Genomic DNA, 19,479 nt, shown 5'->3' with positions numbered 1-19,479 from the left:
GCCTCTCTCAGCGCAGCTTCGGGTCGAGGGCGTCGCGCACCGCGTCGCCGAGCATGATGAACGCCAGCACGGTGACGCTGAGCATGCCGGCCGGGAAGAACAGCGCGAACGGCGCGGTACGGAGGACCTTCTGGGCCGAGTTGATGTCGATGCCCCAGGAGATGGTCGGGTCCTGCAGGCCGATGCCGAGGAAGCTCAGCGTGGCCTCGGTGGCGATGTAGCCGCCCAGCGCGATGGTGGCGACCACGATCACCGGGGCGATGGCGTTCGGCAGGATGTGCTTGAACATGATCCGGCCGGTGCCGGCGCCGAGCGCCTTGGCCGCGGTCACGTAGTCCGACTGCTTGACGGTGATCACCGAGCCGCGCATCACGCGGGTCATCTGGGTCCAGCCGAGGGCGACCAGGGCGAAGACCACCGACCAGACGGTGCGGGTGGTGAAGGCGTTCAGCACGACCAGCGCGCCGAGCAGCAGCGGGATGCCGAAGAACATGTCGGTGACCCGGGAGATCACCGCGTCCACCCAGCCGCCGTAGTAGCCGGCGATCATGCCGGCCAGGCCGCCGAGGACGGTGACACCGGCGGTGACGCAGATGCCGACCACCACGGAGGCGCGGGCACCGTAGATCATCCGGGCGTAGATGGAGCGGCCCTGGCCGTCGTAGCCGAACCAGTCCGCCTGGAAGAAGTGCAGGTAGTTCGGCTTGCTCAGGTAGTGCAGGCGCAGGTCGCCGGCCCGCGGGTCCACCGAGGTGAACAGGCTGGGGGCGATCGCGAAGGCGACCAGCAGCACGATCAGCGCCGCCGAGATGATGAAGATCGGCCGCTTGCGCAGGTCGTGCCAGGCGTCCGAGCCGAGGCTGCGGGGCTTCTCCGGCTTGGGCTCGGCGGAGCCCTGTGCCGGGACGGTCTTCTCGATCAGGTCAGGCATACCGGATCCTCGGGTCCAGGACCGCGTAGAGCAGGTCGACGATCAGGCTGGCGGCCAGGTACACCAGCACCAGCACGACGACGAAACCGGAGACGGTCGCGCCCTCGTTGAGGTTGATGGCGTGGTACAGCGCGTTGCCGACGCCCTTGACGTTGAAGATGCCCTCGGTGACGATCGCGCCGCCCATCAGGGCGCCGAGGTCGGTGCCCAGGAAGGTCACCACCGGGATCATCGAGTTGCGCAGCAGGTGGGTACCGATGACCTTGCGCCGGGGCAGGCCCTTGGCGATCGCGGTGCGCATGTAGTCCGACTTGATGTTCTCCGCGATGGAGGTGCGGGTCAGTCGGGCGACATAGGCGAGGGACAGCGAGCCGAGCACGATGGCGGGCAGCATCAGCTGGCCGAGGTTCATCGAGTCCTGAACGGTCGGGGTGATCCACTTGAGCTGGATCGCGAAGACGTTCTGGAAGATGAAGCCGAGCACCGGGACCGGGATCGAGATCAGCAGCAGGGTCAGCACCAGGGTGCTCTTGTCGAACGCCTTGCCGCGGCGCAGGCCGGCCAGCAGGCCGATCCCGACGCCGACCACCAGCTCGAAGACGAAGGCCAGCAGGGCCAGGCGGATGGTGACCGGCAGGGCCTCGCCGATGACGTCGATGACCTTGCGGCCGGACATGGTCTCACCGAAGTTTCCGGTGAACAGGTCGCCCATGTAGTTGAGGTACTGCTGCCACAGCGAGACGTCGAGTCCCATCCGGTGCTTGAACGCGGCCAGCTGTGCGGGGTCGGCGGCCTTGTCTCCCCACATTGCCGCCGCCGGGTCGCCGGGCAGCATGCGGGTCATGAAGAAAATGATCGTGACCGTGCCCAGGAACACCGGGATCATCTGGAGCAGTCGCCTTGCGACAAAGCGCCCCATCGTGCCTCCAATTTGCTGCTCTGACGGGCCGTCGTCCCGATCAGAGTTCTTGGCGTGACAACGGCCGGTGCCGGTCCGCCCGGTGGGGCGGGGTACGGGCACCGGCCGTGTCGGTTCGAGCCGTGCGGTGCCGGCTCGGTTACTTCTGCTTGACCTCGACCTGGGTGAAGACCGGGTCGCCGAACGAGTCGTACTTCACGTTCTGCACGTTCTTCGAGTAACCGGCGGTGGTCTTGTAGTACCAGAGCGGGATGGCCGGCATGTCCTTGGCCAGCTGGGCCTCGGCCTGCTGGTACAGGTCGGCGGTCTGCTCGACGGTGGTGGCCTTGTCCGCCGCACTGGCCAGCTTGTCGAACTCCGGGCTGGAGTAGCCGGCGTCGTTGGCGTCGGCGCCGGTGCCGTACACGTCGCGCAGGAAGTTGGCGTTCAGCGGGTAGTCCTGCTGCCAGCCGGTCCGCATCAGACCGTCGACCTTCTTGCCCTTGATCAGGTCGCGGGCGGTCTTCATGTCCGGCTTCGGGTCGCCGACGCACTCCACGCCGGTGGCCTGGCGGATGGAGTTGCAGACCGCGTCCACCCACTCCTTGTGGCCGCCGTCGGAGTTGTACAGCACGGTGATCTTGTTGCCGGGGACGCCGCCGCCCTCGGCGATCAGCTGCTTGGCCTTCTCCGGGTTGTAGGTGCAGGCCTCGCCGCAGGTGTTGTCCTTGTAGCCCATGGCGCCCGGGGCGACCCAGGTGTTGGCCGGCTGGCGGGAGCCGTTGAGCACCGTCTTGGTGATGGTGTCGCGGTCGATCGCCATCGACAGGCCCTGGCGGACCTTGGCCTTGTCCTGGCCCTTCCAGGAGTCCTGGTAGAGCGAGAAGGACAGCGCCTGGATGGAGCCCTGCGGCTGGTCGACGGCGCGGTCGCCCAGGTCGTTCTTGTAGGAGGCGAGGTCGCTCGGGTCGACCTGGTCCAGCACGTCCAGGTTGTCGGAGACCAGGTCCTTGTAGGCGGCCTCGGGCTGCGAGTAGTTCTTGAAGACGACGCCGCCGTTCTTCGGCTTGTCGGCGCCCGCGTAGTTGTCGTAGGCGGCGAGGGTGATCGCCTTGTTGTGCTCCCACGAGACGAACTTGTAGGGGCCGTTGCCGATCGGCGACTGACCGAACTTCGCCGGGTCGGTGTAGAACACCTTCGGCAGCGGCGCGAAGGCGGTGTAGCCGAGCTTGTACTGGAAGTACGACACCGGGCCGGTCAGCGCGATGGTGAAGTGGGTGTCGTCGACGACCTTCAGGCCGGACATGGTGTCGGCGGTCGGGTCGCCCTTGGCCGGGTGGACCGCGTCGTAGCCCTGGATGTCGGAGAACCAGTTGGAGTTGATCTGGTTGTTCTTGACGTTGGCGGACCAGTTCCAGGCGTCCACGAAGGACTGCGCGGTCACCGGGGTGCCGTCGTGGAAGGTCCAGCCGGACTTCAGGGTGACGGTGTAGTTCTGCGCGTCGGTGGTCTCGATCTTGTCGGCGACCTGGTTGCGCAGCTTGCCGCTGCTGGGGTCGTAGTCCACCAGGCCCTTGAACAGGTTCTTGATGACGCGACCGCCGCCGACCTCCATGGCGTTGGCGGGCTGGAGCGGGTTCTGCGGCTCGGAGCTCTGGTAGCTGAACGTGCCCTGGGCGTTGGCCGGTCCGCTGGAAGCGCCGTCCGACGAGCTGCTGCCGCAAGCGGTAGCGGCGAGGGCGACCGCGACGGCTGCGACAACCCACTTGGCCTGGCTGGCACCGCGCATGGGTGTGCCTCCTGAAATCGTGTTGCAGATCGCTCGCGGCCTGGCGCGCACCCCTGCGCAGGAGCCTCGACCCGAGCTCGACTGCACCCACTATCGGTCACTCATGGATACGGAATTGACCAATCCGGATTTCAATTTGGTCACATGAACGATGGATGAATCCCAAAATCGGACATTCCAGACATAGCCAGACAGGGGCGAAACGGACAGTTGTCACGGATGACGATCAGTGACGTCCGATTAACGAACAGCCTCTCCCTGGCCGTTCATGACGGAGAGTCACCAAAAACACGACCGGCCGGCGCCCCGAAGGACACCGGCCGGTCGGCCGAAACAGGCGGGCGTCAGCCCTTCTTGGCGCGCGACGCGGTGCGGCCGCGCTCCTTGGCGTCCAGGACGACCTTGCGGATGCGCACGGTCTCCGGGGTCACCTCGATGCACTCGTCCTCGCGGCAGAACTCCAGCGACTGCTCCAGCGAGAGCTTGCGCGGCGGGACGATCGACTCGGCCACGTCAGCGTTCGAGGAACGCATGTTGGTGAGCTTCTTCTCCTTGGTGATGTTCACGTCCATGTCGTCGGAGCGCGAGTTCTCGCCGACGATCATGCCCTCGTACACCTCGGTGCCGGGGTCGGTGAACAGCACGCCGCGCTCCTGCAGGTTGGTCATCGCGAAGGCGGTGACCACGCCGGAGCGGTCGGCGACCAGCGAACCGTTGTTACGGGTCGTCAGCGCGCCGAACCACGGCTCGTAGCCCTCGTGGATGGAGTGCGCGATACCGGTGCCGCGGGTGTTGGTGAGGAACTCCGTCCGGAATCCGATCAGGCCGCGGGACGGCACCACGAACTCCATCCGGACCCAGCCCGAACCGTGGTTGGACATGTTGTCCATCCGGCCCTTGCGGATGCCCATCAGCTGGGTGACCGCGCCCATGTGCTCCTCGGGGACGTCCACCGTGAGGCGCTCGACCGGCTCGTGGGTCTTGCCGTTGATCTCGCGGGTGACGACCTGCGGCTTGCCGACGGTCAGCTCGAAGCCTTCCCGGCGCATGGTCTCGATCAGGATGGCCAGCGCCAGCTCACCGCGGCCCTGCACCTCCCAGGCGTCCGGGCGCTCGGTGTCCAGCACGCGCAGCGAGACGTTACCGATCAGCTCGCGGTCCAGACGGTCCTTGACCTGGCGGGCCGTCACCTTGCGGTCCACCTTGGCGCCGGACTTGGCGTCCGCGCCCTTGCCGGAGCCGCCCTTGCCGACCAGCGGCGAGGTGTTGGTGCCGATGGTCATCGAGATCGCCGGCTCGTCGACGGTGATCAGCGGCAGCGCGATCGGGTTCTCGGTGTCGGCCAGGGTCTCGCCGATCATGATCTCCGAGATACCCGCGACGGCGCAGATGTCACCGGGGCCGGCCACCTCGGCGGGCTTGCGGGTGAGCGCCTCGGTCATCAGCAGCTCGGAGATGCGGACGTTCTGGATCGAGCCGTCGCGCTTGATCCAGGCCACCGTCTGGCCCTTGCGCAGCTCGCCCTGCTCGACGCGGAGCAGCGCGATACGGCCGAGGAAGTTGTCGGCGTCCAGGTTGGTGACGTGCGCCTGCAGCGGGGCGTTCTCGTCGTAGGTCGGGGCCGGGACGTGCTCCAGGATGGTGGAGAAGAACGGCTCCAGGTTCTCGGAGTCGGCCGGCACGGTGCCGTTCTCCGGCTTGGTCAGCGAGGCGACGCCGTCACGGGCGCAGGCGTAGACGATCGGGAACTCGATCTGGTCCTCGTCCGCGTCCAGGTCCAGGAACAGGTCGTAGGTCTCGTTGATGACCTCGTCGATCCGGGCGTCCGGGCGGTCGGTCTTGTTGATGCACAGGATGACGGGCAGGCGGGCGGAGAGCGCCTTGCGCAGCACGAAGCGGGTCTGCGGCAGCGGGCCCTCGGAGGCGTCGACCAGCAGGACGACCGCGTCCACCATCGACAGACCGCGCTCGACCTCGCCACCGAAGTCGGCGTGGCCCGGGGTGTCGATGATGTTGATGGTGATCGGCGCGCCGCCGTCCTTGGGGTGGTACTTGACCGCGGTGTTCTTCGCGAGAATGGTGATGCCCTTCTCGCGCTCCAGGTCGTTCGAGTCCATCATGCGGTCGTCGAGCTGCTGGTGGGCCGCGAAGGCACCGGCCTGCTTGAGCATGGCGTCGACCAGGGTGGTCTTGCCGTGGTCGACGTGGGCGACGATGGCGACGTTGCGGATGTCGTTGCGCGTGGGCATGCGGCGCTGATTCTCCCGGAATCGTGGGTCACGGTGCCCGGCCCGCGTCAGCATTCACCGGTCCACCCACCGGGCACGGCACATGCCTCGGCTTCTCCCCATCGTACGGGGAAGCCCGCAATGGAGCAGAAACGGGCAGCCGGTGGAGGTTTGAATCACAACGGCCCGGCGCCCGCTTCCGGTACGAACGGACGGCCGCGGGCTAGAGGGCCAGCTCGAACCAGACGATCTTGCCCTTGGGGGTGCGGCGGCTGCCCCAGCGCTCGGCCAGCAGGGAGACCAGCTGGAGGCCGCGGCCGCCCTCGTCGGTCTCCTGGGCGCGGCGCTGGCGCGGCTGGGCGTAGGCGTCGTCCCAGACCTCGCAGACCATGGTCTTGTCGCGCAGCAGGCGCAGCCGGATCTCGCCGCGGCCGTGCCGCAGGGCGTTGGTGACCAGTTCGCTGACCAGCAGTTCGGAGGTGTCGACGAGTTCGTCGAGGCCGCGTTCCAGCAGCCAGCCGCAGGCGGCCTCGCGGGCCCGGGCGACCGAGGTCGGCTCGGGCGGCAACCGCCAGTCGCCGACCGAGCCCTTGGGCAGGCCCTTGACCTTGGCCATCAGCAGGGCGATGTCGTCCTCGCCGTGGTGCGGGTTGAGCTCGTCCAGCACCTGGTCGCAGAGCTCCTCCAGCTGGTCGGAGCCGTTGGTGAGGGCGGTGCGGAAGGCCTTCAGGCCCTCGTCCAGCTGGTGCTTGCGGGACTCCACCAGGCCGTCGGTGTACAGGCCGAGGACGGCGCCCTCGGGCAGGTCGACGGTGACCTCCTCGAACGGTTCGCCGCCGACGCCGAGCGGCAGGCCGGGCGGCACGTCGAGCATCCGGGCGCGTTCGCCGGGGGCGAGCAGCACCGGCGGGAGGTGGCCGGCGTTGGCGAAGGTGCAGCGCTGCTTGACCGCGTCGTACACGGCGTACACGCAGGTGGCGAGGTAGACCTCGGCGCCGGCCCGGTCCGGTTCGGCGTCGTCGTTGCCGAGGCCGCGGGCGATCTCGTCGAGGGCGGAGAGCACCTCTTCCGGGTCCAGGTCGAGCATCGCGAGGGTGCGTACGGCGGTGCGCAGCTGGCCCATCGCGACGGCGGCGCGCAGGCCGCGGCCCATCACGTCGCCGATCACCAGGGCGGTGCGGCTGCCGGGCAGCGGGATGACGTCGAACCAGTCGCCGCCGACCTCGGTGTTGTTGTTGCTGGGCAGGTAGCGGCGGGCGATCTCCAGGCCGGACGCGGCCGGGTTGCCCGGGGGCAGCAGGCTGCGCTGCAGGATCAGCGCGCGCTCGTGCTCGCGGCGGTACAGGCGGGCGTTGTCGACGCAGACGGCGGCGCGGGCGACCAGTTCCTCGGCGATCGCGACCTCGCGGGCGTCGAACGGCTCGCTGCCGATCGCCCGGGACAGCTGCACCAGGCCGAGCACCTGGTCGCGGGCGACCAACGGCACCACCAGGGTGGAGCGCAGCAGCGGGTCGGGCCCGGGCTGCGGGACGACGCTGCGGCCGGTGCGCAGCGCGCGGGCGTGCGGGGAGCGCGGCGGGTAGCAGAGCGTGCCGCCGGCCTCGGCGACCCGGACGCCGCCGCGCTCGCTGCCGAGCACCGACGGGGCGTTGCCGACCACGCTGGAGACCGCGACCCGGCGCAGTTCGCCGTTCTCCGGGTTGGCGGTGAGGGAGGAGTCGCCTGTGAGCAGCGCGGTGTACAGGTCGACGGTGGCGACGTCGCAGAACTGCGGGACGATCACGTCGAGCAGTTCCTTGGCGGTGGTCTCCAGGTCGAGGGTGGAGCCGATGTGGGTGGACGCCTCGTTGAGCAGGGCGAGGCTGCGGCGCACGCCGGCGGCCTCGCGTTCGGCGATGTGCCGGCTGGTGACGTCCTGGACCTGCCCGGCGACGCCGATCGGGCGTCCGCCGGCGGCGGTGAGGCGGTACAGCGAGACCGCCCAGGTGCGTTCGTCGTCGCGGCCGGCCGGGCGGCCGGGGCGGGCGGGGCCGGACAGCCGCAGGTCGAGGACGGGATCCTGGCCGGTGAGGACCTTGCGCAGGGCGAGCAGCAGCCGGTCCGCGTCGGAGGGGCGGAACACGTCGCCTGGGGCGAGGCCCTGCAGGGCGGCGGGGCTGCGGCCGACGCCGGTGGCGAAGGCGGCGTTGACGCGCTGCAGCTTCAGGTCGGTGTCGAACAGGAAGAAGCCGGTGGGGGTCTGGCCGATGACCGCCTCGGAGGCGGCCAGGTCGGTCTCGATGGCGCGCAGCCGGCCGAGGTCGACGGCCAGGCAGGTGGCCGAGCCGTCGGCGCTGTCGGGCATCGCGTAGACCTCGGCGAGGCTCTCCGCGCCGGACAGGTCCCGGTAGGGGGCGGTGCCGACCCATTCCTCGCCGGACAGGATGCGCTCCAGCCGGGCCCGGCCGCGCTGCCACAGTTCGCGCGGGACGAACGCGGTGATCGGGTCCGCGCCGACCGCCTCGGCGGCGGGCACGCCGAAGAACTGGGCGGCCCGGTCGCTCCACTGCGCGATCCGCCCGTCGGGGCCGATCGCGAAGGTGGCGACCCGGATGTAGTCGTAGATGGTGCCCGACGAGGCCTGTTCCCAGCCGTCCGGGAGCGTGGCGGGCACCGTGGGGGCACCCGGCTGCTCCGGCAGTGCGGCTCGGCCGCTGCTGCCGTGCGTCGTGTTCCGTGCCGGGAAGCTGTTCAACGGACCGACCCCTCCAACCCGCGCGCCCATCCGGTGTCGAGACGACCGAGTATTTCGATGTCCGAGTATTCATCATCCGGGCGTGGGCGCACACGCCCTTCAACGTCACAACATCGACTCGGGTGGTTGAACGTCCGAGTCTGCCAGTTCGAACCAGACGACCTTGCCCAGCCCCTCCGCCCTGGTGCCCCAGCGCAGGGCGAGCCGGCGGACCAGTTCGAGGCCGCGCCCGCCCTCGTCGCCGGCGCTCGCGTGCCGTTCCCGGGGCGGGTCGGGCAGCGGGTCGGAGATCTCCACCAGCAGCAGCTCGCCGAGGGTGAGGCGGACCCCGATCGGGGCGCTGGCGTACCGGACGGCGTTCGTGACCAGTTCGCTGACCAGCAGTTCGGCGGTGTCGGTGAGGGCTTCGACGCCCCAGTCGGCGAGCGTGTGGCGCACCAGCCGGCGGGCCCGGGAGACCGCGGTCGGCTCGGCCGGCAGTGTCCAGCCGGCGGTGGGGGCGTCGTCCCGTTCCCGGCCCAGCCGGGCCAGCAGCAGCGCCACGTCGTCGGGCTCGCGGCCCTGCTCCATGGTGTCGAGGACGGCCTCGCACGCCTGCTGGATCGAGGCGTACGGCTGTTCGAGCACGCTGATCAACCTCCCGAGTCCCACGTCCAGATCCTTGTCCCGGGACTCCACCAGCCCGTCCGTGCACAGGGCGAGCAGGCTGCCGTCGGGGATCTCCATCTCGATGGACTCGAACGGCACCCCGCCGACGCCGAGCGGCGCACCGGAGGGCAGGTCGAGCACCTGGCCGGCGCCGCCGGGCAGCGGGCCGCCGGAGCGGGCCGGCTCGGCGTCGGCGCCGGGCACCACCAGGACCGGCGGGATGTGGCCGGCCTTGGTGACGGTCAGGTTGCGCCGCGCGGGGTCGAACACCGCGTAGACGCAGGTGGCGAGCAGGGCCTCGTCGGGGCCCTGGGCGAGGTCGTCGGCGAGCTCGTGGACGTGCCGCAGGACCACCTCGGGCGCCAGGTCGAGGGCGGCCAGCACCCGCACCGCGGTGCGCAGCCGGCCCATCGTGGCGGCGGCCCGCAGGCCGTGGCCCATCACGTCGCCGACCACCAGCGCGGTGCGGTCGCCGGGCAGCGGGATGACGTCGAACCAGTCGCCGCCGACCTCGGTGCCGCTGGAGCCGGGCACGTACCGGTAGGCCACCTCGACGCCGGCCGGCTGCGGCACCTGCTGGGGCAGCAGGGTGCGCTGCAGGGTGAGCGCGGCCGTCCGCTCGCGGGCGTACAGGCGGGCGTTGTCCAGCGAGCTGCCGGCCCGGTCGGCGAGTTCGACGGTGAAGGCCAGGTCGTCGCGGTCGAAGCCCTCGCGGTAGCCGGCCCGGCTGACCACCAGCAGGCCGATCACGATGCCGCGGGCCCGCAGCGGCACCACCAGGCGGGAGTGGATGCCGAGGTCGCGGGCGGCCTCCACCTTGGGGTCGCCGGGGAAGGACAACGCCTCCAGTTCGGCGCCGGTGAGCAGTTCGGGGACGCCGCGGCGCAGCACCCGGCCGAACACCGAGTCGTCCTCGAAGGTGATCCGGGCGCTGTGCCGGAGCATGGTCTCCACCGCCGGGCCGTCCTGGACGCCGGCCACGCCGAGCTGCAGCAGCGAGGTGCGCCGGTCGTGGCCGTGCCGGGGCAGGTCGTCACCGTGCGCGACGGCCTGCAGCAGGATCACCGCGGCGTAGTCGGCCAGCCGCGGGACCACCGCGCCGGCCAGTTCCTGGGCGATCATCGAGGCGTCCAGCAGGTCGCCGACCCGGGAGCCGAACTCGTTGAGCAGCGACAGCCGCCGCCGGGCGCCCTCCACCTTGGCCACTGCCCGGTAGCGCTCGGTGACGTCCATCGCGGTGCCGGAGATGCCGAGCACCCGGCCGGCCCGGTCGGTCATCCGGCTGAACGAGATCGACCGGTAGCCGCCCCGGCCGCTGTTCGGCGCGGCCAGCGTGACGTCGATGACGGGCTCGCCGGTGGCCAGCACCTGGCGCTGCAGCGCGGTGATCTCGTCGGTGGAGCGCTCCGGCAGGGTCTCGCCGGCGGTGCGGCCGATGTGTGCCTCGGCGGGCAGGCCGTCCATCTCGGCCAGCGTGCGGTTGACGGCGGTGTAGCGCAGGTCGGTGTCCAGCACGGCGATGCCCAGCGGGGACTGTTCGAACAGCGCGTCGCGGACCGCGAGGTCGCGTTCGACGGCGCGCAGCGCGGCGGCCTCGGTGAGCGCGGCCTGCACGTACGGGGCGCCGTCGCCGTCCACCAGCAGCGACAGCCGGACCTCCACCTCGACCGGCACGCCGTCGCGGTCGCTGATGCCGGTGAAGCCGTGCCAGGAGCCGTGGCGAAGCGTCTCCTGGAGGGCGGCCCTGGCCCGCTGCTGGTCCTCCGGGTCGGCGAGCAGTTCCTCGATCGACCGGCCGACCAGTACCTCGCTGGGCCAGCCGAGCATCTCCTCGGCGGTGGGGCTCCACAGCACCACCCGGCCCGCGGTGTCCAGGATGACGATCGCCACCCGCACCACGTCCAGCAGGCTGCCGCCCTCGGTGCGGCGGCTGGGGTGCAGCGTGGTCGGCGCGGTGTCGGGGCGCGCGGCCGGGTGCGGGCCGGGCCCCCCGGGGAACGCCCGGATGGGGCGGCCGCGGGACGATCCGGCGCCCTGGGCCGACGACCCGGGGCCGGCCGGTCCGGCGGACGGCCCGGGGGGCGGCGCCGGCTGGTCGTGGCCGGGGTGGCGGCGCAGACGGGCCCGGGCGGCCGCTCCGCCGGACCGGCCGGTGCCCTTGGGCCGCGCGGAGCCGCTCGGCCGCCGCGGCCCGCGCGGGGGCAGGCCCGACGCCTCGGGCTCTTCCCCGCCGTCACCCGGCTTCGCCACCTACGGGGCCTCCGGCCGTCGCTGGAACACGCTGCCGACGGGCCGCCGGGGCGTGGGCCGTCGCCACGTCGCGCCGTGCGCGGCTCACTGATCGTGACGAATCAAGCCGAACACTGCCATACCCAGGGAAACGCCCAGCTATCCCGGCATACGGGTCGTCTGTCCGATTGGCGTACAGAACGGGCATTTCCTTGCGCGGCCGGGATCTCCCGTGCTCAGTGCAGGTGGCCGTCGCGGTGCAGGTCGTCGAAGAGCAACTGGTCGACCGGGGGGACGCGGTCGCGGTCGGCATAGCCGAACCACTCGACGTCCTCGATCTCGCTGCTGGCGGCGAGGGTGCCGGTGTACTCGGCGCGGTAGCAGGCCATCCGGACGGTGGGGCCGCCCGGATGGGCGTCGGCCTCGTAGGTACCGGCGTGGGTGACGGTGTCGGGGCGGATGGCGACGGTGAGTTCCTCGGCGACCTCGCGGGTCAGCGTCTGCAGGTCGGTCTCGTCTCCCTCGCGCTTGCCGCCGGGGATGTAGAAGACGTCCTTGCCGCGGGGGCGCGCGCAGAGGATCCGGCCGCCCTCCAGCCGGACCCACGCCACCGTGTCGATCAGCTCTGCCATTGCCGCCCTTGCCGCTCGTACCGCTCGTCGGCTCCCGACCCTATGTCAGGGGCGGGGTGGGGCGGCGGCGGTGGCGAGGTGCTGATTCTTCAGGTCGGGGCGGTCGGTGACCTCGGCTCCGAACCAGGGCGGCGGGGTGAAGGCGGCGGCGTCCTGCTGGTCGGTGAACTCGACCTCGACGGTGCGCAGTCCGGCCAGCCGGCCGTGGAAGGTGTCGACCACGGCCTCGTACCGGCCGAGCTGCACCAGCCGGCGGGTCTTGGCGACCCGGGCCTGCTCGGTGGCGGGCCACAGTGCCTCGAACTGCTCGGCGGTGAGCGGGGTCTCCCACTCGCCGCGGACCAGTCCGGTGCCGCGCTTGACCGTCAGCGAGCACGCCCCGCCCTGGTCGCGGACCCGGGCCTCGGCCCCCTCCGGGCCGATCACCAGGTACCCCTGCCGGACTTCGAACTCCCGCCCCTCGGGGACGGTTTCACCGTCCGGGACCAGGAACTTGCGCTCGATCTCCACCGCCATCTGAGGTCCTCCTCGCTCGGCATTCCCGCTCCCCCGCCTGCCGCCACGCTACGCGCCCGCGAGCGATCCGAACCGGACCTACGGGGCGCGGTCCTCCTCGGCTTCGACCCAGTAGAGCTGCTTGTGGCCGCGGGCCTCGAACTCGGCGGCCAGGGCCTCGGCGGCGGGGCGGGTGAGTCCGCGGGCGAGCAGGAAGCGATTGCCGTTGTCGTCCTGCCGCATGACGCGGTGCATGGCGGGCGTGCGATCCGGGTTCCCCATGGCGTCACACGGTAGCGGTCCGGCCCGATGGGGGGCGGGCCGGACCGGGCCGATGGGGCCAACTAGCTTACGCTCACCAGGAGTTCGCCGTGCAGAACGGCGAACCAGGCATCCGGGCGGTCGGCCCAGCGAAGCCAGCCGGCGGCGATCCGGTCCAGGTCGGCGGTGGTGGCGAGGCCCTCGGCCAGGGCGGTGGCGGCGGTGTTGGAGTGCACCGTCCGCTCGGCCCAGCTCTCCGACCACCAGGCACGTTCGGCCCCGGTGGCGTACGTCCAGGTGCTGGAGGACGGCCGGACGTCGGTCAGCCCGGCGGCGTGCGCCCAGGACAGCAGGCGGCGACCGGCGTCGGGTTCGCCGCCACTGGCCCGGGCGGTCTTTCGGTAGAGCGCCAACCAGTCGTCCAGTTCGGGCAGTTGGGGGTACCAGGCCATCGCGGCGTAGTCGGCGTCGCGCACCGCGATCACCCCGCCGGGGGCGGCGACCCGGCGCATCTCGCGCAGCGCGGCGACCGGGTCGGCGAGGTGCTGGAGCACCTGGTGGGCATGCACCACGTCGAACGAGGCGTCGGCGTACGGGAGCCGGTACACGTCGGCGACCTCGAAGGCCAGCTGCTCCAGGCCGCGTTCGGCGGCCGACGCGGCGGCCTGGGCGAGCACCTCGGCGGACGGGTCGATGCCGATCACCCGGCCGGTCGGGCCGAGCCGGGCGGCGAGGTCGGCGGTGATCGTGCCGGGCCCGCAGCCGACGTCCAACAGCCGCTGCCCGGGCCGCAGTTCGGGCAGCAGGTAGGCCGCGGAGTTGGCGGCGGTGCGGGTGCGGTGCGAGCGCAGGACGGCGGCGTGGTGCCCATGGGTGTAGCCGGCCACGTTGGTTCCCCTCTCCTCGAAGGCGCCTCCCAGGATAGGAAAATGTTCCATGGGCCGGACAATCTCGTCTCGCACTACGAGACGACTGCGAAATCTCCTCGCCCGCCGGGCCGGGCCGGGCGCAGAATCACCGGTATGGGAAAGACCTACGAACGCATCGACGACCGGCTGCGCGCGTTCATCGACAGGCAGCCCGTGTTCTTCGTGGCCACCGCCCCGCTCTCCGGCGACGGACACGTCAACCTCTCCCCCAAGGGCCGCGCCGGCACCCTGGCCGTCCTCGACGAACTCACCCTCGCCTACCTGGACTTCGGTGGTTCACACGCCGAAACCATCGCCCACCTGCGGGAGAACGGCCGGATCACCCTGATGTGGTGCGCCTTCGACGGTCCGCCGACGGTGCTGCGGGTGCACGGCCGGGGCGAGCCGGTGTTCCGCGACGACCCGCGGTTCGCCGAGCTCCTCGGGCACTTCGACCCGTCCGCGGACGGCGTCGGCCTGCGCGCGATCGTCCTGGTGCGGGCGGAACTGGTGAGCGACTCCTGCGGGTACGCCGTCCCGTTCATGGACTACCGCTCCGAACGAGGCCTGCACGAGCAGTACTTCACCCGCAAGGGCGAGGAGAACTTCAGCGCCTACTGCGAGGGCAAGGACCACGTCGCCGTCAGCATCGACGGCCTGCCCGCGCTGCCGCTCCCGCTGCCGCCGCGCCCCGCCGGCTGAAGCGTCGCGGGCCGTACCGTCGCGGCCCGTTCCGTCGCGGCCCGTTCCGTCGCGGCCCGTACCGTGGGGGGCGCCGTCCCGTACTGAAGGAGTCCCCCATGACCACCTCCGACCAGGAGTGGCTGCGCCGCGCGATCGAGCTGTCCCGACGCTGCCCGCCGTCCCGCACGGCGTTCTCGGTGGGCGCGGTGATCGTCGGCGCGGACGGCGAGGTGCTGGCCGAGGGCTTCAGCCGAGAGGTCGACGCGGTGAACCACGCCGAGGAGGCCGCGCTCGGCAGGCTCGCGCCCGGCGATCCGCGACTGCGCACCGCCACCATGTACAGCACCTTGGAGCCGTGCGGGCAGCGGGCCTCCCGGCCGCACCCGTGCGCCGAGTTGATCGTCGCAGCCGGGGTGCCGCGGGTGGTGGTGGCCTGGCTGGAGCCCGCGCTGTTCGTCTCCGAGGGCCGGGGCAGCGCCGTGCTCGCCGGGGCGGGCATCGAGGTGGTGGAGCTGCCGGAGCTGGCCGAGGAGGCCCGGGCGGTCAACGCGCACCTGCTGGGGTGAGCCCGGCAGCCCTCGGCGCTAGTTTTGTACGATTGCGAAACAAACACTCGCCCGAGGCCCCCGAGGAGCCCCGATGCCCGTCCTCACCCCGCCGGTCCGGGCCGTCCTGCTCGACATGGACGGCACCCTGGTCAACTCCGACGCCGTGGTCGAACGCTGCTGGCGCCGCTGGGCGGAACGGAACGGGCTCGACGCCGACGAGGCGATGAAGACCGTCCACGGCCGGCAGGGCCACCTGACCATGGCGCTGCTGCTGCCCGACCGCCCGATGGAACAGAACCTCGCGGAGAACCGGCAGATGCTCGCCGAGGAGACCGCCGACACCGACGGCGTGGTCGAAGTCCCGGGCGCCCGACGGCTGCTGGAGTCACTGGCCGGACTGCCGCACGCCCTGGTCACCTCCGCCGACGACCGCCTCGCCCGGGTCCGGATGGCCGCCGCCGGCGTCCCGCTGCCACCGCTGATGATCACCGCCGAACATGTCGGCGCCAGCAAGCCCGACCCCGAAGGCTTCCTGAAGGCCGCCGCCGAACTCGGCGTCGCCCCCGCCGAATGCCTCGTCCTGGAAGACTCCGAGGCCGGCATCACCGCCGCCCGCGCCGCCAGGATGCCCGTCCTCGGCATCGGCCCCCGCGCCGCCGCCCACCGGCCTGACCACTGGGTGGACGACCTCACCGGCGTCACCATCACAGCCGCCCCGACCGGCGGCGAACTGGTCGTACGACTGCCCTGACAGGCGCTCGGGCGCTGGGCGGGCTGGCCGTACGACGTCCCTGACGGGCACTCAGGCGCTGGGCGGGCTGGCCGAGCGGCCGTTCAGGCGTCGGCGGACTGTCGCGGGGCTGCTCTGGCGGACGCTCGGGCATCGGGGGAGGAACGCGGCAACCACTTGGACGCGACACTCCGGGTGGCCGCTCAGCCAGGTGCCGAGCATGTGGTCGACGGGCTGGCCGTGCGACCTCCCTGGCGGCCGTTCAGGCGGCGGCCCGCCGGCAGTACGGCCTCCCTGACGCCCAACCAGGCAGCGGCGGGCCCACCATGCGCCCCCTGCGACCGTTCAGGCGTCGGCGGGGCGGACCGGCCGTGCGGCTGGGCGCGACGGCCGTTCAGGCGTCGGCGAGAGACGCGGTGGCCACCTGGGCGCGATGCTCCGGTGGTCGCTCAGGCCTGTGCCGACCCGCTCGGTGGCGGATTGGCCGAGCGGCTGCCCCGACGGCCGTTCAGGCCCCGGCGAGAAGCACGGCGGGCACCTGGCACGACGCTCCGGACCGCCCAGGTCTGTGCCGACCCGGTCGGCGGCGGACTGGCCGTGCGGCTGACCTGATGGCTGTTCAGGCGTCTGCGGACCGGCCGCACTGACCCAACAGCCGATCAAGCGCCGGCGAGAAGCACGGCAACCACTTGGGCACGACGCTCCAAGCTGCCCAGGTCTGTGCCGACCCGACCGGCGGCGGACCGGCCGTGCAACTGCCCCAACAGCCGATCAAGCATCGCCGAGAAGCGCGGCAGCCACCTGGGCGCGGTGCTCCGGGTGGCCGCTCAGCCAGGTGCCGAGCATGTGATCGGCGCCCGGCAGGACGAGCCGGGTGTACGCGGCACGGGTGCGCAGGGCGGCGTCCAGGGCGTTCGTCACCTCGGCCGGGATCACCTCGTCCGTCTCCGGCAGCACCAGCACCGCCCGGCCGTCGAACGCCGCGAAGGTCTCGAACGCCGTGCTGCTGCGCCAACTGCCCGGGCTGCGCAAGGTGGCCGTGAACTCTGGTGCGGCGAACGGGAGTTCCCCCACGTCGCGGGCGTACGCGGCCGGGGCCCCGAGGGCGATCGCCCGTACCCGGTCGCCGATGTCGGGCTCACCCAGCAGGTCGGCGACGGTCTGGCCGCTCATCGAGAACCCGACCAGCAGCAGCGGCCCGTCCGGCGCGTGGCGCTCCAGCACCGCACGGGCCTGACGCGCGCGGCGGGCCAGCGAGAGCTGCCCGAGCTCGCCGGTGCTCTCGCCGTGCCCCGCGAAGTCGAACACCACCGAGCGACAGCCCGCAGCCGCCAACTCCCGGGCCAGCGGCAGGCATCGATGCCTGCCGCTGTTCCCCGCGCCGTGCATCAGCAGCGCCGTACCGGGGCGGGCCGGGACGGCGGGTTCGACCACGGTGCAGGCCAGGCGTTCGCCGTCCGCCGCCAGCGTGGGTGTACCGGCCGTCGTCATTCGGGGATCGCCAGGCAGAACGGGTGCCCGTCCGGGTCGAGCAGCGTCACCCAGTGGTCACCGCCCGCCTGGTGCTCCGGCTTCGTCGCGCCCGCCGCCAGCAGTTCGGCCACCGCCGGCGCCAACTCGGGCACGGTGAAGTCGAGATGGGCACGGGCCCCGTCGGAGGGCCAGGCCGGCGGCCGGAACCCGCCGACCCGCTGAAAGCCGATCCGCACCGGGCCGTCCCCGATGAACAGGTACGCCTCGCTGCGGTACGTCACCTCCCAGCCCGTCAACAGGCGGTAGAACGCCGCCAGTCGCTCCGGGTCCGGGCAGTCCAGCACCGTCGAACTCAGCGCCCCGACCGCCCGGCGCTCTGCCATCTGCTCTTCCGTCACCGGCCCAGCGTGTCACGCGCCACCGACAGCGGCTTCCCGACACGACAGGCGTCGGACGACCGACGCGGCGAGGGACGGCCGGCCCCACCGCAAGCGGCGGATGCTCTGCCTGGCACCTCCCCAGGGGCAGCAAGTCCCCGGCGCGGCACGTGCGGCGCAGCAGGCGGGCGGGAGACCGCAGGCAGCCTGCACCGCCGAACCCGACAATTGCCGCACTGCCACTGCCCCGACACGTCACCGCCGCGGACGCCGACTCCCAACACTGCGAGTGCGGCGCAGCGACCAGGGCGGACGGAGGCCCCAGGCAACGACCTGACACCTGCCACCCGACGCGTCCCCCACCCGCGACAGCAACTCCCGACACTGCGAGTGCGGCACCACAACCAGGCCTGGCGGACACCCTGGCGACGACCTGCCGCACTACCCCCAGCACCTCCACCACCGGCCCGGCACCTCACCTGCCCGAGCAACGACTCCCCAATCACCGCAAGCACGCCAAGGGCAGCCGACCTCACCGAGCCCCGCAACCCGACACCTACCGCACTGCCGCATCACCCCGGCGCGTCACCCACCCGCGGCAGCAACTCCCTTGCCCGGCCGGTGCCGTGCGGCAGGCAGTGTGGTGGCCGGGAGCAGCCCGATCGTGGCGAGCAAGGCCAGGGCCGGGAGGGCGCCGTGCGGGCCGGCGCCGGAGGCGGTGGCGATGCCCAGGGTGGGGCCGACGTTCATGGCGGTCTGTTTCAGGCCGCCGACCGCGCCCGCGTATCCCGGCGGGGCGTCGCCGACCACGCTGCCGGTGGCCGTCACCATCACCGCGGCGAACCCCGCCCCCAGTAGCGCCGAGGCCATCGCTGTCGCGGTGGGCGCCGCCCCGCCGCCGCCCGGGCCGGCCAGTGCGGCAATTCCCGTCACCAGCAGCAGCGTTCCGCCGAGCGCGGTGCGACGCGGGCCGTACCGGCGCAGCGCCCGTTCGGCGGCGGGGGCGCCCAGGACCATCAGCGCGGTCAGCGGCAGCATCCGCAGCGCGGTGTCCACCGGGCCGAGGCGCAACGCGTCCTGGAGGCGGAAGGTGGTGCTGAACAGGGTGCCGAACAGTCCGGCGGAGGACGTCAGGAGCAGCGCCAGCGAGCCGATCACCGGCCGCGACCGGGCCACCGGGCGTGGCACCACCGGCGCGGGGGTGCGCCGCTCGTGGCCGAGCAGAGCCGCCAACAGGCCTGCGGTGGCGGCCAGTTCGACGACGGTGCCGGTGGCCGTCCAGCCCCGGTCGGGGATCTCTGCGAGGGCGTGCACCAGGACGGCGAGCGTGGCGGCGAGCAGCGCGGCACCCGCCAGGTCGAGCCGCTGGCGGCCCCGTTCGACCTCGGGTGGCCGCAGTGCGAGCGTCATCGCCGCGATCAGGACGGCGACCGGCACGTTGATCCAGAACACCGCCCGCCAGCCGAACTGCGCCACCAGCGCGCCGCCGAGCAGCGGGCCCGCGCCGGCCGCGAGCGCGATCGCGCCCGTCCGCACCGCGACCGCCCGGCCGAGCCGTTCCGGCGGACAGCACAGTCGCAGCAGCGCGAGCGTCCCGGGCTGCAGCAGCGCCCCGAACGCGCCCTGGGCGACCCGCAGTCCGATCACCCAGCCCACGGTGGGGGCGAGCGCGATCCCGGCCGAGGCCGCGCCGAACCCCAGCACCCCGGCCAGCAGCGTTCCCCGGTGCCCGTACCGGTCGCCGAGCCGGCCGGCCACCACCAGCAGGGCGGCGACCGCGACCAGGTAGCCGGTGCTGGTCCACTGCAACGCGGCCGCGTCCGCGCCGAGTTCGCGTCGCATGCTCGGCTGGGCGATCAGCAGCACGGTGCCGTCCAGCGCCACCAGCATCGCGGCCGTGACGCTCACCGGCAG

General features: G+C 72.2%; 16 protein-coding genes. 3 read left to right on the top strand and 13 right to left on the bottom strand.

The features are described from left to right. Window positions 1–7: 7 nt before the first annotated feature. The 10 genes from ACFV18_RS27755 to ACFV18_RS27710 all read right to left on the bottom strand — a co-directional run bounded on the left by ACFV18_RS27755 (window position 8) and on the right by ACFV18_RS27710 (window position 13,783). Window positions 8–931, bottom strand: a complete 924-nt coding sequence (locus tag ACFV18_RS27755; RefSeq protein WP_380487777.1) for an ABC transporter permease — start codon at window positions 929–931, stop codon at window positions 8–10. After that, complete coding sequence (locus tag ACFV18_RS27750) at window positions 924–1,850, bottom strand: ABC transporter permease (protein ID WP_380487775.1); 927 nt, start codon at window positions 1,848–1,850, stop codon at window positions 924–926. Before ACFV18_RS27750 ends, ACFV18_RS27755 begins: the two co-directional genes overlap by 8 nt. A gap of 139 nt (window positions 1,851–1,989) precedes the next feature. Then, on the bottom strand, window positions 1,990–3,618 hold the full coding sequence (locus tag ACFV18_RS27745; protein WP_380487773.1) for an ABC transporter substrate-binding protein: 1,629 nt from the start codon (window positions 3,616–3,618) through the stop codon (window positions 1,990–1,992). A 344-nt stretch (window positions 3,619–3,962) separates the two neighbouring features. Continuing rightward, window positions 3,963–5,867 (bottom strand): translational GTPase TypA, encoded by a 1,905-nt coding sequence (gene typA, locus ACFV18_RS27740; protein WP_380487771.1) that lies wholly within the window; start codon window positions 5,865–5,867, stop codon window positions 3,963–3,965. A gap of 202 nt (window positions 5,868–6,069) precedes the next feature. Beyond that, entirely contained in the window at window positions 6,070–8,610 is a 2,541-nt protein-coding gene (locus ACFV18_RS27735) for a SpoIIE family protein phosphatase (protein ID WP_380487769.1), read from the bottom strand. Window positions 8,611–8,685: 75 nt separating this feature from the next. After that, window positions 8,686–11,478 (bottom strand): SpoIIE family protein phosphatase, encoded by a 2,793-nt coding sequence (locus tag ACFV18_RS27730; RefSeq protein WP_380487767.1) that lies wholly within the window; start codon window positions 11,476–11,478, stop codon window positions 8,686–8,688. A gap of 215 nt (window positions 11,479–11,693) precedes the next feature. Next, complete coding sequence (locus ACFV18_RS27725; RefSeq protein ID WP_380487765.1) at window positions 11,694–12,089, bottom strand: NUDIX domain-containing protein; 396 nt, start codon at window positions 12,087–12,089, stop codon at window positions 11,694–11,696. 45 nt (window positions 12,090–12,134) lie between these two features. Continuing rightward, window positions 12,135–12,605 carry a CYTH domain-containing protein gene (locus ACFV18_RS27720; protein WP_380487763.1) on the bottom strand — a complete coding sequence of 157 codons (471 nt, stop codon included), beginning with the start codon at window positions 12,603–12,605 and terminating at the stop codon, window positions 12,135–12,137. A 78-nt stretch (window positions 12,606–12,683) separates the two neighbouring features. Then, a complete protein-coding gene (locus tag ACFV18_RS27715; RefSeq protein ID WP_380487762.1) occupies window positions 12,684–12,866 on the bottom strand; it encodes a hypothetical protein in 183 nt (60 codons plus the stop codon). A gap of 62 nt (window positions 12,867–12,928) precedes the next feature. Further along, on the bottom strand, window positions 12,929–13,783 hold the full coding sequence (locus ACFV18_RS27710; RefSeq protein WP_380487760.1) for a methyltransferase domain-containing protein: 855 nt from the start codon (window positions 13,781–13,783) through the stop codon (window positions 12,929–12,931). Window positions 13,784–13,867: 84 nt separating this feature from the next. Between ACFV18_RS27710 and ACFV18_RS27705 the strand changes: the two genes are divergently transcribed. The 3 genes from ACFV18_RS27705 (at window position 13,868) to ACFV18_RS27695 (ending at window position 15,736) form a co-directional block, all read left to right on the top strand. Next, a complete protein-coding gene (locus ACFV18_RS27705; protein ID WP_380487758.1) occupies window positions 13,868–14,455 on the top strand; it encodes a pyridoxamine 5'-phosphate oxidase family protein in 588 nt (195 codons plus the stop codon). A gap of 98 nt (window positions 14,456–14,553) precedes the next feature. Next, on the top strand, window positions 14,554–15,003 hold the full coding sequence (locus ACFV18_RS27700; protein ID WP_380487756.1) for a deaminase: 450 nt from the start codon (window positions 14,554–14,556) through the stop codon (window positions 15,001–15,003). A 73-nt stretch (window positions 15,004–15,076) separates the two neighbouring features. After that, window positions 15,077–15,736, top strand: coding sequence for an HAD-IA family hydrolase (locus ACFV18_RS27695; RefSeq protein WP_380487754.1), 660 nt, complete (start codon window positions 15,077–15,079; stop codon window positions 15,734–15,736). A 750-nt stretch (window positions 15,737–16,486) separates the two neighbouring features. Here the strand turns inward: ACFV18_RS27695 and ACFV18_RS27690 are convergent. From ACFV18_RS27690 to ACFV18_RS27680, 3 genes are all read right to left on the bottom strand, one after another. Further along, window positions 16,487–17,206: an alpha/beta hydrolase gene (locus ACFV18_RS27690; RefSeq protein ID WP_380487752.1), complete on the bottom strand. Its 720-nt coding sequence runs from the start codon at window positions 17,204–17,206 to the stop codon at window positions 16,487–16,489. Next, entirely contained in the window at window positions 17,203–17,571 is a 369-nt protein-coding gene (locus tag ACFV18_RS27685; RefSeq protein WP_380487750.1) for a VOC family protein, read from the bottom strand. Before ACFV18_RS27685 ends, ACFV18_RS27690 begins: the two co-directional genes overlap by 4 nt. Window positions 17,572–18,150: 579 nt before the next feature. After that, window positions 18,151–19,455, bottom strand: coding sequence for an MFS transporter (locus tag ACFV18_RS27680; protein ID WP_380487823.1), 1,305 nt, complete (start codon window positions 19,453–19,455; stop codon window positions 18,151–18,153). Between the last annotated feature and the right edge of the window lie 24 nt (window positions 19,456–19,479).

Source organism: Kitasatospora sp. NPDC059673 (genome assembly GCF_042734215.1).
Lineage (GTDB): Bacteria > Actinomycetota > Actinomycetes > Streptomycetales > Streptomycetaceae > Kitasatospora.
The sequence above is the reverse complement of the archived record's forward strand: the minus strand, read 5'-3'. Positions and strand labels throughout refer to the sequence as shown.

Excerpts from the sequence above, each read along its gene's own strand:
- ACFV18_RS27680 (WP_380487823.1), bottom strand. The coding sequence starts at position 19,455 with ATGCTGGTGGCGCTGGACGGCACCGTGCTGCTGATCGCCCAGCCGAGC.
- ACFV18_RS27705 (WP_380487758.1), top strand. The coding sequence starts at position 13,868 with ATGGGAAAGACCTACGAACGCATCGACGACCGGCTGCGCGCGTTCATC.
- ACFV18_RS27745 (WP_380487773.1), bottom strand. The coding sequence starts at position 3,618 with ATGCGCGGTGCCAGCCAGGCCAAGTGGGTTGTCGCAGCCGTCGCGGTC.
- ACFV18_RS27725 (WP_380487765.1), bottom strand. The coding sequence starts at position 12,089 with ATGGCAGAGCTGATCGACACGGTGGCGTGGGTCCGGCTGGAGGGCGGC.
- ACFV18_RS27695 (WP_380487754.1), top strand. The coding sequence starts at position 15,077 with ATGCCCGTCCTCACCCCGCCGGTCCGGGCCGTCCTGCTCGACATGGAC.
- ACFV18_RS27755 (WP_380487777.1), bottom strand. The coding sequence starts at position 931 with ATGCCTGACCTGATCGAGAAGACCGTCCCGGCACAGGGCTCCGCCGAG.
- ACFV18_RS27715 (WP_380487762.1), bottom strand. The coding sequence starts at position 12,866 with ATGGGGAACCCGGATCGCACGCCCGCCATGCACCGCGTCATGCGGCAG.
- ACFV18_RS27685 (WP_380487750.1), bottom strand. The coding sequence starts at position 17,571 with ATGGCAGAGCGCCGGGCGGTCGGGGCGCTGAGTTCGACGGTGCTGGAC.
- ACFV18_RS27735 (WP_380487769.1), bottom strand. The coding sequence starts at position 8,610 with ATGGGCGCGCGGGTTGGAGGGGTCGGTCCGTTGAACAGCTTCCCGGCA.
- ACFV18_RS27750 (WP_380487775.1), bottom strand. The coding sequence starts at position 1,850 with ATGGGGCGCTTTGTCGCAAGGCGACTGCTCCAGATGATCCCGGTGTTC.
- typA (WP_380487771.1), bottom strand. The coding sequence starts at position 5,867 with ATGCCCACGCGCAACGACATCCGCAACGTCGCCATCGTCGCCCACGTC.
- ACFV18_RS27720 (WP_380487763.1), bottom strand. The coding sequence starts at position 12,605 with ATGGCGGTGGAGATCGAGCGCAAGTTCCTGGTCCCGGACGGTGAAACC.
- ACFV18_RS27690 (WP_380487752.1), bottom strand. The coding sequence starts at position 17,206 with ATGACGACGGCCGGTACACCCACGCTGGCGGCGGACGGCGAACGCCTG.
- ACFV18_RS27710 (WP_380487760.1), bottom strand. The coding sequence starts at position 13,783 with ATGGAACATTTTCCTATCCTGGGAGGCGCCTTCGAGGAGAGGGGAACC.
- ACFV18_RS27700 (WP_380487756.1), top strand. The coding sequence starts at position 14,554 with ATGACCACCTCCGACCAGGAGTGGCTGCGCCGCGCGATCGAGCTGTCC.